The organism is Cupriavidus malaysiensis (assembly GCF_001854325.1).
In the GTDB taxonomy this organism is placed as follows: domain Bacteria; phylum Pseudomonadota; class Gammaproteobacteria; order Burkholderiales; family Burkholderiaceae; genus Cupriavidus; species Cupriavidus malaysiensis.
In genome coordinates this window covers 3123767-3137489 of record NZ_CP017754.1, presented here as the reverse complement: position 1 = coordinate 3137489, position 13723 = coordinate 3123767, and the positions used below count along the sequence as shown (strand labels likewise).

The 13723-nt window shown below is 67.3% G+C and carries 13 protein-coding genes; 11 read left to right on the top strand and 2 right to left on the bottom strand.

Going from position 1 to position 13723, the window contains the following annotated elements; translation table 11 throughout:
- Positions 1-2 precede the first annotated feature (2 nt).
- From BKK80_RS14145 to loiP, 9 genes are all read left to right on the top strand, one after another.
- Positions 3-374: a DUF962 domain-containing protein gene (locus tag BKK80_RS14145; RefSeq protein WP_071070028.1), complete on the top strand. Its 372-nt coding sequence runs from the start codon at positions 3-5 to the stop codon at positions 372-374.
- An 85-nt stretch (positions 375-459) separates the two neighbouring features.
- Positions 460-1638, top strand: a complete 1179-nt coding sequence (locus BKK80_RS14140; RefSeq protein WP_071013658.1) for a sensor histidine kinase — start codon at positions 460-462, stop codon at positions 1636-1638.
- Between the two features lie 98 nt (positions 1639-1736).
- On the top strand, positions 1737-2543 hold the full coding sequence (locus BKK80_RS14135; protein ID WP_071013655.1) for a LytR/AlgR family response regulator transcription factor: 807 nt from the start codon (positions 1737-1739) through the stop codon (positions 2541-2543).
- Positions 2544-2739: 196 nt separating this feature from the next.
- Positions 2740-4500 (top strand): thiamine pyrophosphate-binding protein, encoded by a 1761-nt coding sequence (locus tag BKK80_RS14130; protein WP_071070026.1) that lies wholly within the window; start codon positions 2740-2742, stop codon positions 4498-4500.
- 55 nt (positions 4501-4555) lie between these two features.
- Positions 4556-5059 carry a ribonuclease E activity regulator RraA gene (rraA, locus tag BKK80_RS14125; protein ID WP_071070024.1) on the top strand — a complete coding sequence of 168 codons (504 nt, stop codon included), beginning with the start codon at positions 4556-4558 and terminating at the stop codon, positions 5057-5059.
- Between the two features lie 2 nt (positions 5060-5061).
- Positions 5062-5481 carry a gamma-glutamylcyclotransferase family protein gene (locus tag BKK80_RS14120; RefSeq protein WP_071070022.1) on the top strand — a complete coding sequence of 140 codons (420 nt, stop codon included), beginning with the start codon at positions 5062-5064 and terminating at the stop codon, positions 5479-5481.
- A gap of 131 nt (positions 5482-5612) precedes the next feature.
- Complete coding sequence (locus BKK80_RS14115) at positions 5613-6641, top strand: alpha/beta fold hydrolase (protein WP_084545591.1); 1029 nt, start codon at positions 5613-5615, stop codon at positions 6639-6641.
- A gap of 363 nt (positions 6642-7004) precedes the next feature.
- Positions 7005-8303, top strand: a complete 1299-nt coding sequence (aceA, locus tag BKK80_RS14110; RefSeq protein ID WP_071038231.1) for an isocitrate lyase — start codon at positions 7005-7007, stop codon at positions 8301-8303.
- Positions 8304-8651: 348 nt separating this feature from the next.
- The gene (gene loiP, locus BKK80_RS14105) at positions 8652-9401 is read left to right on the top strand and encodes a metalloprotease LoiP (RefSeq protein ID WP_083384109.1); all 750 of its coding nucleotides are present in this window, start codon (positions 8652-8654) and stop codon (positions 9399-9401) included.
- A gap of 111 nt (positions 9402-9512) precedes the next feature.
- Here loiP and BKK80_RS14100 read toward each other — a convergent pair whose 3' ends face one another.
- Together BKK80_RS14100 and BKK80_RS14095 are read right to left on the bottom strand one after the other, a co-directional pair.
- On the bottom strand, positions 9513-9947 hold the full coding sequence (locus BKK80_RS14100) for a universal stress protein (protein ID WP_071070019.1): 435 nt from the start codon (positions 9945-9947) through the stop codon (positions 9513-9515).
- Positions 9948-10140: 193 nt separating this feature from the next.
- Positions 10141-11094 (bottom strand): LysR family transcriptional regulator, encoded by a 954-nt coding sequence (locus BKK80_RS14095; RefSeq protein ID WP_071013634.1) that lies wholly within the window; start codon positions 11092-11094, stop codon positions 10141-10143.
- 270 nt (positions 11095-11364) lie between these two features.
- On the opposite strand from BKK80_RS14095, the gene BKK80_RS14090 reads away from it, so the two are divergent.
- Positions 11365-12066: a haloacid dehalogenase type II gene (locus BKK80_RS14090; RefSeq protein WP_071038232.1), complete on the top strand. Its 702-nt coding sequence runs from the start codon at positions 11365-11367 to the stop codon at positions 12064-12066.
- Between the two features lie 44 nt (positions 12067-12110).
- Entirely contained in the window at positions 12111-13697 is a 1587-nt protein-coding gene (gene aceB, locus BKK80_RS14085; RefSeq protein WP_071013628.1) for a malate synthase A, read from the top strand.
- Positions 13698-13723 lie beyond the last annotated feature (26 nt).

Below are 13723 nucleotides of genomic sequence, written 5' to 3'. Positions count from 1 at the left end.
TCATGCGCGATGACCCGCTGCTGCGGTGGCAGTGGCGCGGCTATGGCCGCAACCACCAGGATCCCCGCAACCTGCTGCTGCACCTGTTCGCTGTGCCCCTGTTCATGGCCGGCACATTGGCCGTGCTGGCCGGCGTCCGCCAGGGGAGCCCGCTGTTCGCCGGCGCCGGCCTGGCCGCCGCGCTCGGCTCGCTGGCACTGCAGGGGCGCGGCCATCGACTTGAGCGTCACGCGCCCGAGCCGTTCGGCGGTGCAGGCGACGCGCTGGCACGCATCCTGGCCGAGCAATGGATCACTTTTCCGCGCTTTCTGTTGAGCGGTGGCTGGCGCGAGGCGTGGCGTGCGCGCAGGCCGCAGCCGGGTGCGGCCGACTGAGGTGCGGGCGGCGGGCGTGCCGCGGGCGTTGCCGGCGCGGTGCCCGGGCCTTGCCGCTGCCACGGACGCGGTTAAGATAGTTGCCATGAAACCCTGCCTTGCTCTTGCCGTGCCGTCGCGTTTCTCGATCCTCATGCGTGATCTCGCGTTCGTGCTCTGCATGAACACCGTGATTGCGGTCAGCCTGAACTACGGTTTCCAGACCGGCGGCTCGCTCTGGCACAACTTCGTCTACAGCCAGTTGATCGGTCTGTCGATCTGGGTGCTGATCGATATCCCGCGCGTCTTCCTGTGGTGGAACGACAAGCCGCGCCGCCTGCCTTTCCTGTTGCTGGCGGCGGCGGCAGTGCCGCTGGGAGTCATCATCGGCGGCTGGTGCTCACGCGTGTCGCTGGGCCTGCCGCCCAAGACGCCGGGCGAGATCAGCGAAATGATGCGTGTCAGCCTGGTGGTGGGGATGCTGGCCTCGGCGAGCATGATCTACTTCTACTGGTCGCGCGAGAAACTGGCCTACCTGGAGCGGCATGCGGCGCTCGACGCCTTGCAGCGGGAGGAGGCGGAGAAGCAACTGGTGCGTGCGCAGCTGATGGCACTGCAGGCGCAGATCGAGCCCCACTTCCTGTTCAATTCGCTGGCCAACCTGGATGGCCTCATCGCCACCGACCCGCACGCTGCGCGCCGCCTGCTGCAGCGGCTGATCGGCTTCCTGCGCACCTCGCTGGCGCATACGCGCGCCGAGCAGTGCACGCTGAGCCAGGAGTTCGAACTGCTGCGCAGCTACCTGGATATCCAGGGCATGCGCTTCGGCGCCCGCTTGTCGTATGAGCTCGACCTGCCGGCCGAGCTGGCGGAGGTCGAGATCCCGCCGATGCTGATCCAGCCGCTGGTCGAGAACGCCGTCACCCACGGTATCGAGCCTTGCATGATGGGCGGACGCATCGTGCTGTCGGCACGGGCCGCAGGCGACGGCGCCGTGCAGGTGTCGATTGCCGATACCGGCGTCGGGTTTGCGCATGGCGGCGGCAAGGGTTCCGGCCTCGGCCTGACGCATGTGCGCGAGCGGCTGGCGCGCATCTTCGGCGCCGGGGCTTCCATGCAGATCGAAGAGAACAGCCCGCGTGGCGTGATCGTGCGCCTGACCCTGCCGATCGGCCAGGGGGCGAGGGATTCCGGCCAGCGCGCCGCTTCCGGTGCCGGGGAAGCCGGGCCGGCGCTGGCGGGAAGGCCTGCCACCGCTTCGCTCGGCGCCGCCGCACGTTCCTGAGCCGCGGGCCCTCGGCGGCTGTGCCGGCAGCGGCCGTGGCAACTGAACGGCAATGACAACGACAACGACAACGACAACGATATCGAGGAGGTCCGCTGATGGCGCAAAGTCCCACCGTCCTGATCGCCGATGACGAGCCGCTGCTGGCCCGCGTGCTGGAGGCCGAGCTGGCACGGCTGTGGCCGGAGGCACTGGTGGTGGCGGCGGTGCATGATGGCGTGGCGGCGCTGGAGGCAGCGCGTGCCGAAGCGCCGCAAGTCGCCTTCCTCGACATCCGCATGCCCGGCATGAGCGGCCTGGACGTGGCGCGCGAACTGCTCGAGTCGCCGCGGCCGCCGCTGGTCGTGTTCGTGACAGCCTATGACCAGTTCGCGGTAGAGGCTTTCGAGCGGGCCGCGGTCGACTACGTGCTCAAGCCGGTACAGAGCGAGCGCCTGGCCGCCACCGTCGCGCGCCTCAAGGCCCGCCTGGCCGGGCCGGCTGCCGCCGGACCCGCACCGGCCCAGGTCGACAGCGCGCGCCTGGCCCAATTGCTCGAGCGGCTGGAGTCGCTCGAGCGGCCGCCGCAGCAGCCGGGCCAGTACCTGCGCTTCATCAAGGCCCTGGTGGGCCAGGAAGTCCGCATCATCCCGGTCGACGAGGTGATCTACCTGGAGGCGACCGATAAGTACGTCAACGTGGTGTCGGCCAATGGCGAGGCCTTGATCCGCACCAGCCTGCGCGAGTTGGCGCAGCAGCTCGATCCAGAGCGCTTCTGGCAGATCCACCGCGGCACCGTCGTCAACATCGATTGCGTAACCAGTGCCGTCAACCAGTCGCTGGGGCGGGTCAGCCTCAAACTGCGCCACCGCAACGAAATGCTGCCGGTGGCGCGCCAGTACGCGCACCTGTTCCGCCAGATGTAGCGGCGGCGGTCCCGTCGCGCGGGACACGCTGCGCTGGGCAGCGTGGATTTCCTCTATGATGTCGAGCTTGGGGCGGCGCCTTGCGCGCCCCGACCGGCCTGGGACGCGCGGCGGCCAGCACGCTGCGGTTTGCTGCGTCGCGCTGCCGCCCGAGCCTTCCCTCGACGTCATCTGCCGCCAGCCGCCGCCAGCCGTCATGTCCCAGCCGATTCCCGCTCCTGCTCCCGCTGATCCCGCTGTTTCCTCGCCATCCGCCGAACTGGGTGGCCACCTGCTGGTCGACACCCTGCTGGCCCAGGGCGCACGCCTGGCCTTCGGCGTGCCGGGCGAAAGCTACCTGGCCGTGCTCGATGGCTTCCACCGGCGCCGCGAGCAGATGCGTTTCATCGTCTGCCGGCAGGAGGGCGGGGCGGCCGTGATGGCCGAAGCCTACGGCAAGCTGACCGGCCAGCCTGGCCTGGCCTTCTGCACGCGCGGGCCAGGGGCGACCAATGCCAGCATCGGCGTCCACACGGCTTTCCAGGATTCGACGCCGATGATCTTGTTCATCGGCCAGGTCGGCACCGACTTCATGGACCGCGAAGCCTTCCAGGAAATCGACTATCGCCGCATGTTCGGCCAGATGGCCAAGTGGGTGGCGCAGGTCGACCGGGTGGAGCGCATTCCGGAGTATGTGGCGCGCGCCTACCAGACCGCGACCGCCGGCCGCCCGGGGCCGGTCGTTCTGGCGCTGCCCGAGGACATGTTGACCCGGCACGCCGCGGCGGCCCTGCCCGCGCCCTACCAGCGTGTCATGAGCTGGCCCGGCGAAGCCGAGCTGGCGCGCCTGGCCAGCCTGCTGGCCGGCGCCGAGCGTCCCTTCCTGCTGCTGGGCGGCAGCGGCTGGACGCCCGAGGCCTGCGCCCAGATGGAACAGTTCGCGGAGCGCTTTGCGCTGCCGGTGGGCTGCGCCTTCCGCGGGCAGGACCTGTTCGACAACCGCCATCCCAACTATGCGGGCGACGTCGGCATCGGCATCAATCCCGCGCTCGCGGAACGGATCCGCGGCGCCGACCTGTTGCTGGCGGTCGGGCCGCGCCTGGGCGAGATGACCACCGGTGGCTATACCCTGGTGCGGGCGCCGCGACCAACGCAGACGCTGATCCACGTGCACGCGGGCGCCGAGGAACTGGGCAGCGTGTACCAGGCCGACCTGATGGTGCAGGCCTCGATGCCGGCCATCGCCGCGCGCCTGGCGCGCCTCGAGCCGCCGGTGGCGGCGCGCTGGCGTGCCTGGACCGAGGCGGCCCATGCCGACTACGAGCGCTATCGCGTGCCGCCGGCGGCCGAGGCGGGCGCTGCGCACGCAGGCGTGGACATGGCCGAAGTGGTGCGTACCCTGGACCGCGTGCTGCCCGACGATGCTGTGGTGACCAATGGTGCGGGCAATTACGCCAGCTGGCTGCACCGCTATTTCCGCTATCGCCCCTTCCGCGCCGGCGGTCGCGGCCAGCTCGCGCCGACCAGCGGTGCCATGGGCTACGGCGTGCCCGCCGCGGTCGGGGCCAAGATCGCCTTCCCGCAGCGCACGGTGGTGGCGCTGGCCGGCGACGGCTGTTTCCTGATGAACGGCCAGGAACTGGCCACGGCCGTGCAGTACGGCGCCGCCGTGGTCTTCATCGTGGTCAACAACGGCATGTACGGCACCATCCGCATGCACCAGGAGCGCGAGTACCCGGCCCATGTCAGCGGCACCGAGCTGCACAACCCGGACTTCGCCGCGCTGGCGCGAGCCTACGGCGCGCACGGCGTCCTCGTGACCGAGACCAGCGCCTTCGAGCCTGCCCTGCGCGAAGCACTGGCGGCGGGGCGCCCGGCATTGATCGAGGTCCGCGTCGACCCGGATGCAATCACGCCACGCACGACCCTGTCGGCGATCCGTGCGCAGGCACTCGCCGCCGGCCGCGGCGGCCAATGAGTGGCGCGGGCATGCGCCGCCACCGCATTCCTTCAACCAAGTCCAGGAGTTACCCATGATATTCGCCACCACCGACCTGTGCGACGCCAACGAGCCGGCCATCGCCGCCGGCACGCTGCGCGTGCTGGCGCCCGTGTTCGCGCGGCAGCTCGGCAAGCGCGCCACGTTCGCGGGGCAGGCCGCCACGCTCAAGGTCTTCGAGGACAACTCGCTGGTGCGCGCGGTCCTGGAGACACCGGGCGAGGGCCGCGTGCTGGTGGTCGACGGCGGCGGCTCTCTGCGCTGCGCGCTGGTCGGCGGCAACCTGGGCCAGCTTGCCGACAAGAATGGCTGGGTGGGCATCGTGGTCAACGGCTGCGTGCGCGATACCGACGAACTCAATGCCTGCGAGGTGGGCGTGCGGGCGCTGGCCGTGCATCCGCAGAAGAGCCAGAAGCGCAACGTCGGCGAGCGTGAGGTCGCCGTACAGATGCCGGGCGGCGTGGTGCATCCCGGCGACTGGGTCTATGCGGATGCCGACGGCGTGCTGGTTGCCGACAAGCCCCTCCATGCAGGCTGAAGATGCCGCTGGTCTTCGTCTATGGAACCTTGCGCGCCGGCGAGGTCAACGATCTGAATACCGCTGCGGCACGCCATGGCATCGCCGCGCCGCGCTGCCTGGGCAGCGGCACGGTGGCGGGCCGTCTCTATGACTTCGGCAGCTATCCCGGGCTGGTCGCCGACGGCGCCGCGGGAGCGGTGCTGGGCGATATCTACGAGGTCGACGAGGCGCTGGTGCCGGTGCTCGACGAGATCGAGGAGGTCTATCCCGGCCAGGCCACGCTGTTCGTGCGCACCACCATGCCGGTAGCGCGCCCCGGCGGGGCGCCGCTGGACTGCCTGATCTATCCGGTCGACGCCGCGGCTGCCGCCGCGCTGCCGCGCATCGAGAGCGGTGACTGGGTGACCTACCGGCGCGCGCGCGACCAAGCACCCGCCTGACGCTTCGTCTGTCGGCGGCACCGGCGGCGCCGCAACGACCGATCCGTTTCAAACGGCTGTCCGGGCTGCCTGCCCGGCCGCCTTCCGGTTAGCATGGGCAACCCTGACATCCGTTGATGTAAAGGAAGCCCATGCCCCCACCTTCTACTCCCGCCTTCGTGCCGCTTAAGGAACCGAAGCCTTCCCCGGCGGCCGGGCCGCCCGGCCAAGGCGCGCCAGGCGGTGTCCGCATCGCCGCCGCGCGGGCCTTTGCCGTGATGTCGGGCGACGTGCGCCTGGCCGGCCGCATCTGGGAGCGTCCGGGGTGTCCCGTGGTGGTGCTGGTGCATGGATACCCGGACAACAGCCATGTCTGGGATGGCGTGGCGGCCTGCCTGTCGAGCGCTTTCGAGGTGGTCGTCTACGATGTGCGCGGCGCCGGGGCCTCCGGCGCTCCGGCGGGGCGCGATGGCTACCGCCTGCAATGCCTGGCCGACGATTTCATCGCTGTGCTGGATGCCGTGTCGCCACAGGGGCCGGTGCATCTGGTGGGCCATGACTGGGGCTCGATCCAGAGCTGGGAATTCGTCACCGATGCGCGCCTGCGCGGGCGCATCGCCTCCTTCACGTCCTGCTCCGGGCCGTGCCTGGATCACGTCAGCCTGGCGCTGCGCGAGCAGGCCGGGCGCCCCACGCCGGGTGCGCTGTTGGCCTCGTTGCGCCAACTGATGGCGTCCTGGTACATCCTCTTCTTCCATCTGCCCTGGCTGCCTGAATGGAACTGGCGGACCTGGCTCGGACGTCACTGGTCGCGCTATCTGCGCCTGAGCGAGCGGGTCGAGGTCGGCGCCAGTCCCACCCAGGCCGAAGACGGCTGCCGCGGCGCGGCACTGTACCGCGCCAATTTCCTGCCGCGCCTGCGGGCGCCGCGCCAGCGCTACGCCCATGCACCGGTGCAATTGATCGTGCCGACGCTCGACCGCTATGTGCGTCCCGCACTTTTCGACAAGCTGCCGCGCTGGGTGCCGTCGCTATGGCGGCGCGAAGTCGAGGCGCGGCATTGGCTGCCGCTGTCCGACCCTGCCGGCATGGCCGCGATGGTGCATGAGTTCGTCGAGCATATCGAGGGCGCCGAGGCGAGTGCCGCGCTGCTTGCCGCGCATGTGCAGCGAGCGGCTTGACTGGTACCTCGTTTTTTTGCGATATGAAATGAGGTTCTGTTCGGCAAAAATGCACGGATGCACGGTGCTGGCGTCCTATCTCATGATGGAGGACTGCTTGCCATATCATGGAATGATTTCTTTAACTATTTGATTTTTATAAAAAATAAAACTGTCTGTTTGACACCTATGACGCTTGTTGCGGCGCGGGATGGTTTTCTAAACTCTTATATAAGACACATGACCTGGCGCTCGGAACAGGCACCGCTGGCTGGCCATCAGCGCCAACGGATGCGGGGCGGCAGGTCGGACGGCAGGCGGGCGCCCCGCGCCGATCCAACGAGTTTTCTTCGCCATACCCTCAAACGTCATTGGAGAGCGAACATGTCCCGCGAACTCGAAGCGCAGAAACTGCAGAATGACTGGGAAACCAACCCCCGCTGGAAAGGCATCAAGCGCAACTTCAGCGCCGAGGACGTGGTGCGCCTGCGCGGCTCCGTGCAGATCGAGCACACCCTGGCCCGCCGCGGTGCCGAAAAGCTGTGGCACCTGCTGAACACCGAGCCCTTCGTCAACACGCTGGGCGCGTTGACCGGCAACCAGGCCATGCAGCAGGTCAAGGCAGGCCTCAAGGCCATCTACCTGTCGGGCTGGCAGGTCGCCGGCGATGCCAACCTGGCCGGTGAAATGTACCCCGACCAATCGCTGTATCCGGCCAACTCGGTGCCGATGGTGGTCAAGCGCATCAACAACACTTTCCAGCGTGCCGACCAGATCCAATGGAGCGAAGGCAAGGGCGACACCGACTTCTTCGCGCCGATCGTGGCCGATGCGGAGGCCGGATTCGGCGGCGTGCTGAACGCTTTCGAACTGATGAAGTCCATGATCGAAGCCGGCGCCGCCGGCGTGCACTTCGAAGACCAGCTGGCTTCCGTGAAGAAGTGCGGCCATATGGGCGGCAAGGTGCTGGTGCCGACCCGCGAGGCCGTCGCCAAGCTGACCGCCGCGCGCCTGGCCGCCGACGTGTCGGGCGTGCCGACCCTGGTGATCGCCCGTACCGACGCGGAGGCCGCCGACCTGCTGACCTCCGACGTGGATGATCGCGACAAGCCCTTCTGCACCGGTGAGCGCACCGTCGAAGGCTTCTACCGTACCCGTGCCGGCATCGAGCAGTCGATCGCCCGTGCCCTGGCCTACGCCGAAGTAGCCGATCTGGTGTGGTGCGAAACCGGCAAACCGGACCTGGAATTCGCCAAGAAATTCGCCGAGGCCGTGCACGCCAGGTTCCCGGGCAAGCTGCTGGCCTACAATTGCTCGCCCTCATTCAACTGGAAGAAGAACCTGGACGATGCCACCATCGCCAAGTTCCAGAAGGAACTGGGCGCGATGGGCTACAAGTTCCAGTTCATCACGCTGGCCGGCTTCCATTCGCTGAACTACTCGATGTTCAACCTCGCCTACGGCTATGCCCGCAACCAGATGAGCGCCTTCGTCGAACTGCAGGAGAACGAATTCGCCGCCGCCGAGAAGGGCTTCACCGCCGTCAAGCACCAGCGCGAAGTCGGTACCGGCTACTTTGACGCCGTGACCCAGACCATCGAAGGCGGCCAGTCGTCGACCACCGCGCTGAAGGGCTCGACCGAGGACGAGCAGTTCTTCGAGGACAAGAAGAAGGTCGCCTGACTTTCCGCAGCCGATCATCACCACACAGTGGCCGGATGCCTGGTGCATCCGCCTGCCACGCCAGGGAGCGCGCGACCATCGCGTTTCCTTTTTGGGCGCCGCGCCGTGTCTCTCTCAGGACGGCGCGGTTTTTTTTGATGTATCGCGCGCCGTCCCGCGCTGGCCGGGCTCGGGCGATTGTGATGATTTTGGTAATTGTCACAATTTGCAACAATTCAAGGTATCGGGTTTCGATTCTGTGGCGCCAGGGGTATCCTCTTGTGCGCATCTTTGCGCACATATACCACAATAAGCAGGCCGCTTCGTACCGATGGGTGCGGATGCCTGCACTCTCCAGGGCCTAGAACCATGAAGACTCCCGCAATCCTGGCCGCGGCGGCTGCCGCAGTCATGTTGAGCGCTTGCGCCGGCACCGATGTGAACGGCATGGTGGGCGCCGGCAGTGCGCTGCTGAAGGCAGCCACTCTCAGCGACGCCGATGTCAAGAGCCTGTCCGACCAGGCGTGCGCCGAATCGGACAAGACCAGCAAGATCGCCGCCGCGAACAGCGCTTATGGCAAGCGCCTGGCCAAGATCATGACCGGCCTGACCACCGCCGACGTCTCCAACGTCAATGCCAAGGTCTACCTGACCAAGGACGTGAACGCCTGGGCGATGGCCAACGGCTGCGTCCGTGTCTACAGCGGGCTGATGGACATGATGACCGACGATGAGGTACGTGGCGTGCTGGGCCATGAACTGGGCCACGTAGCGCTGGGCCACACCAAGAACAAGATGCAGGTGGCCTATACGGCGATGGCAGCGCGCGGCGCGCTGGCGGCGTCCGGCAATGGCGCCGCGGCAGCGCTGTCGAACTCGCAGCTCGGCGAGCTGGGCGAGGCCCTGGTCAACGCGCAGTTCTCGCAGACGCAGGAAAGCGCGGCCGACGATTACTCCTTCGACCTGCTGAGCAAGAACAAGGCCAACACGCGCGGCCTCGTGACCGCCTTCCAGAAGCTGGCCAAGCTCGACGGTGGCAAGTCGAGCATGTTCTCGTCGCATCCTGGCTCGGACGACCGCGCCAAGCATATCGAAGACCGCATCCGCAAGGCCGGCTGAGCGCCGTCGTCCCTGCAGGTGAAAAAGGCCGCACCGTGCCACGGTGCGGCCTTCTTTCCATGTCTGCCGGCGATCGTGCCGGCGATCCGGTGATGCGGCGGCGAGCGGGGCTCAGCGATAGACGATGACCGGGATCTCGCTGTGCGTCAGCACCTTCTGCGTCTCGCTTCCGAGCAGCAGGCCGGACAGGCCGCGCCGGCCGTGCGAGGCCATCAGGATGACGTCGCAGCCATGGCGTTCCGCGGCATCGATGATGCCGAGGTAGGGCACGGCGAAGGTGGTCATGTCGGAATCGAAGGGAATGCCTGCCGCTGCCGCGGCCGTTTCGACTTCCTTCAGGTACAGCCTGGCCTGGTTCTCGATGCGGTCTTTGAAGGCCTGCGGCGCTTCCACCACGATCTCGCTGAAGGGGGTGTAGGGATACTCCTCCAGGCAGACATAGGCGGTGACGCGCGCGCCGATCGCCTTGGCCAGTTCCAGGCCGCCGTTGATGGCCTTCTTCGAGAGTTCCGAACCGTCGGTCGGCAGCAGGATGTGCTTGAACATACGAGGCTCCTCCTTTAGGGGGCGATAGTCAGGACGGGTGCCGGTGCCGCGATCCTGGCGCAGGCCGGGGCGGTCCGGGCAGGGGCGCCCGCCCGCAGGCCGGGAGGCACTCCTTCCTTTTCATTGTAGACAGGGTGGCGAGTACGGCATTGCGCTAGATCAATGCCTTGAACGCCACCCCGCCGGCGCCCCTTCAGCCGGCCACCGCCTGGACCGCGGCCATCGGCTTGCCGGCCAGCTCCGCGCGACGCCAGTAGGAGGGGTTGCCGTAGGTGTTCTTGAGGTGGTCGATGAACAGGCGGACCCGCAGCGGCAGGTGCTTGCGCTGGGGGAAGACCGCATGGATGCCGATCGGCGGCGCCTGGAACTCATCGAGCACGGTCACCAGCCGGCCACTGGCGATCTCATCGCCCACTTCCCACCAGGAGCGCCACGCCAGGCCGTGTCCCTGCAGGCACCAGCTGTGCAGCACCGCGCCGTCGGTGCATTCCATGGTGCCGCCGACCTTGATGGTGACGGCACGCTCCTTGTGCTGGAATACCCAGCCGCGCTGCACGTTGGCGCTGGCGCCGAAGGACAGGCAATTGTGGCGGGCCAGGTCCTCCGGCTGCTGCGGCACGCCGCGCCGTGCCAGGTAGTCGGGCGACGCCACCACCACGCGGCGGTTTTCTGCCAGCCGGATCGAGACGAGGCTCGAGTCGGGCAGGTCGCCCAGGCGGATCGCGCAGTCGAAGCCTTCATTGATGAGGTCGACCAGCCGGTCGGAGAGGTCCAGCGTGATGCTGACGTCGGGGTGGGACTCGATGAACAGCGGTACCAGCGGCGCCACGTGCTTGCGGCCGAAGCCGGCCGGGGCGGTCACGCGCAGGTGTCCGCTGGCCTTGACGCCGCCGGCGGAGACGCTGGCCTCGGCATTGTGCAGGTCGTTGAGGATGCGCTGGCAGTCCTCGAGGAAGGCCGAACCCTCGAAGGTCAGGCTGATCTTGCGCGTGGTGCGCAGCAGCAGCTTGACCCCCAGACGCTCCTCGAGCGCGTCGATGCGGCGCCCGATGATGGCCGGCGCCACGCCCTCGGCCGCGGCGGCCGCCGACAGGCTGCCGCGCGAGGCGACCGAGACAAAGGTCTCCAATTGCTTGAAATGATCCACGAAACCTGCCAGTGAGTGCCGATGGCGGCACCCCAGGGGGCGTGCGCCGAACGGTGGAGAAGTTTTGGGTGCGGATTATCGGTTCCGCCCGCTCAGATTAGTGTTGCAAAAGTAAAAGATCAAGTGACCCGCTTCGTCTTTGTCGCAGTGCAGCGCTTTCATACAATCTTCTGCATTCCACCGTGTACAGGCCCACGCAGCGTCAGGGGCCGCACGGAACGCAGCGCCGCCAAGCCGCCCGACTCATTTCGATATCGCTTGATACCGCCCATGAACAAGATCCGCGCAGTCGTCTTCGATGCCTACGGCACCTTGTTCGACGTTTACTCCGTCACGGCGCGTGCCGAGCAGCTGTTCCCCGGCAAGGGAGAGGCGCTGGCGCTGCTCTGGCGCGACCGCCAGATCGACTATTCGCGCATCCGCAGCCTGGCCGCGCCGGACGGCGCCCGCTACAAGCCCTTCTGGGACCTCACCGTGGATGCGCTGCGCTATGCCGCCGAGCGCCTCGAACTGTCCCTGGACGAGGCCGCCGAAGCGCAACTGCTGAAGGAGTACGCCTGCCTGTCGGCATTCCCGGAGAACCTGGGCGCGCTCAAGCGGCTGCGCGCAGCCGGCCTGCCGCTGGGCATCCTGTCCAACGGCAATCCGCAGATGCTGGACATCTCGGTCAAGAGCGCCGGCATGCAGGGATTGTTCGACCATGTGCTGTCGGTCGAGTCTGTGCGCCTGTACAAGACCGCGCCGGCCGCTTACGGACTGGCGCCTGCCGCCTTCGGCCTGGCGGCGCAGGAGATACTGTTCGTGTCGTCGAACGGGTGGGATGCCTGCGGCGCCACCTGGTTCGGCTACACCACTTTCTGGATCAATCGTGCCGGCCATCCGCCGGAGCGGCTGGACGTATCGCCCTCCGGTGCCGGGCACGACATGAACGACCTGCTCGCATTCGTCCGCGCCGCCGGCGTGGCGGTGTAAGAGCGGGCAACCCCGACCATCCCATCGATCACAGGAGAACACTGATGGCTATCACGCTGCCCGCGGGCATGAAGATTACCGGCGAGATCCTGCCGGCCTACGAAGACATCCTCACGCCGGAAGCGCTGGCCCTGGTGGACAAGCTGCACCGCGCCTTCGAGCCGCGCCGCCAGCAACTGCTGGCCGCGCGCGTCGAGCGCGCCAAGCGCCTGGACGCCGGCGAACGCCCCGATTTCCTGCCCGAGACCAAGGCCATCCGCGAAGGCGACTGGAAGGTCGTGCCGGTGCCGCCCGCACTGCACTGCCGCCGCGTGGAGATCACCGGCCCGGTCGAGGCCAAGATGGTGATCAACGCCTTCAACTCGGGTGCCGACAGCTACATGACGGACTTCGAGGACTCCAACTCGCCGAACTGGCACAACCAGCTGCAGGGCCAGGTCAACCTGAAGGCCGCCGTGCGCCGCACGCTGACGCTGGAGTCCAACGGCAAGCAATACAAGCTGAACGACAAGATTGCCACGCTGCAGGTGCGCCCGCGCGGCTGGCACCTGGACGAGAAGCACGTCACCATCGACGGCCAACGCGTCTCGGGCGGCATCTTCGACTTCGCGCTCTTCCTGTTCCACAACGCCAAGGAGCAGATCGCCCGCGGCGCCGGCCCCTTCTTCTACCTGCCGAAGATGGAAAGCCACCTGGAAGCGCGCCTGTGGAACGACATCTTCGTGATGGCGCAGAACGAGATCGGCCTGCCGCAAGGCACCGTCAAGGCGACCGTGCTGATCGAGACCATCCTCGCCGCCTTCGAGATGGAAGAGATCCTGTACGAACTGCGCGAGCACAGCGCGGGCCTGAACGCCGGCCGCTGGGACTACATCTTCTCCTGCATCAAGAAGTTCAAGAACGACAAGGACTTCTGCCTGGCCGACCGCGCCAAGGTGACGATGACCTCGCCGTTCATGCGTGCCTATGCGCTGCTGCTGCTGAAGACCTGCCACAAGCGCGGCGCGCCCGCGATCGGCGGCATGAGCGCACTGATCCCGATCAAGAACGATCCGGAGAAGAACGCCATCGCCATGCAGGGCATCATCAACGACAAGAAGCGCGACGCGACCGATGGCTACGACGGTGGCTGGGTGGCCCACCCGGGCCTGGTCGAGCCGGCCATGAAGGAGTTCGTGGCGGTGCTGGGCGACAAGCCCAACCAGTTCGAGAAGCAGCGCCCGGACGTCGAGGTGAAGGCGTCCGACCTGCTGGACTTCCAGCCCGAAACGCCGATCACCGAAGCCGGCCTGCGCATGAACATCAACGTCGGTATCCACTACCTGGGTGCCTGGCTGGCCGGCAACGGCTGCGTCCCCATCCACAACCTGATGGAAGACGCGGCCACCGCCGAGATCTCACGCTCGCAGGTGTGGCAGTGGATCCGCTCGCCCAAGGGCAAGCTGGAAGACGGCCGCAAGGTGACCGCCGAGATGGTGCGTGCGGCGATCCCCGAGGAGCTGGCCAAGGTCAAGGCATCGGTCGGTGGCGACACCAAGACCTACGACCGTGCCGCCGAGATCTTCGAGCAGATGTCCACCTCGGAAGGCTTCGCCGAGTTCCTGACGCTGCCGCTGTACGAAGAAATCTGAGTGCCGGCCGCCCCGTCCCGGCGGGG

Excerpts from the sequence above, each read along its gene's own strand:
- BKK80_RS14145 (WP_071070028.1), top strand. The coding sequence starts at position 3 with ATGCGCGATGACCCGCTGCTGCGGTGGCAGTGGCGCGGCTATGGCCGC.
- BKK80_RS14140 (WP_071013658.1), top strand. The coding sequence starts at position 460 with ATGAAACCCTGCCTTGCTCTTGCCGTGCCGTCGCGTTTCTCGATCCTC.
- BKK80_RS14135 (WP_071013655.1), top strand. The coding sequence starts at position 1,737 with ATGGCGCAAAGTCCCACCGTCCTGATCGCCGATGACGAGCCGCTGCTG.
- BKK80_RS14130 (WP_071070026.1), top strand. The coding sequence starts at position 2,740 with ATGTCCCAGCCGATTCCCGCTCCTGCTCCCGCTGATCCCGCTGTTTCC.
- rraA (WP_071070024.1), top strand. The coding sequence starts at position 4,556 with ATGATATTCGCCACCACCGACCTGTGCGACGCCAACGAGCCGGCCATC.
- BKK80_RS14120 (WP_071070022.1), top strand. The coding sequence starts at position 5,062 with ATGCCGCTGGTCTTCGTCTATGGAACCTTGCGCGCCGGCGAGGTCAAC.
- BKK80_RS14115 (WP_084545591.1), top strand. The coding sequence starts at position 5,613 with ATGCCCCCACCTTCTACTCCCGCCTTCGTGCCGCTTAAGGAACCGAAG.
- aceA (WP_071038231.1), top strand. The coding sequence starts at position 7,005 with ATGTCCCGCGAACTCGAAGCGCAGAAACTGCAGAATGACTGGGAAACC.
- loiP (WP_083384109.1), top strand. The coding sequence starts at position 8,652 with ATGAAGACTCCCGCAATCCTGGCCGCGGCGGCTGCCGCAGTCATGTTG.
- BKK80_RS14100 (WP_071070019.1), bottom strand. The coding sequence starts at position 9,947 with ATGTTCAAGCACATCCTGCTGCCGACCGACGGTTCGGAACTCTCGAAG.
- BKK80_RS14090 (WP_071038232.1), top strand. The coding sequence starts at position 11,365 with ATGAACAAGATCCGCGCAGTCGTCTTCGATGCCTACGGCACCTTGTTC.
- aceB (WP_071013628.1), top strand. The coding sequence starts at position 12,111 with ATGGCTATCACGCTGCCCGCGGGCATGAAGATTACCGGCGAGATCCTG.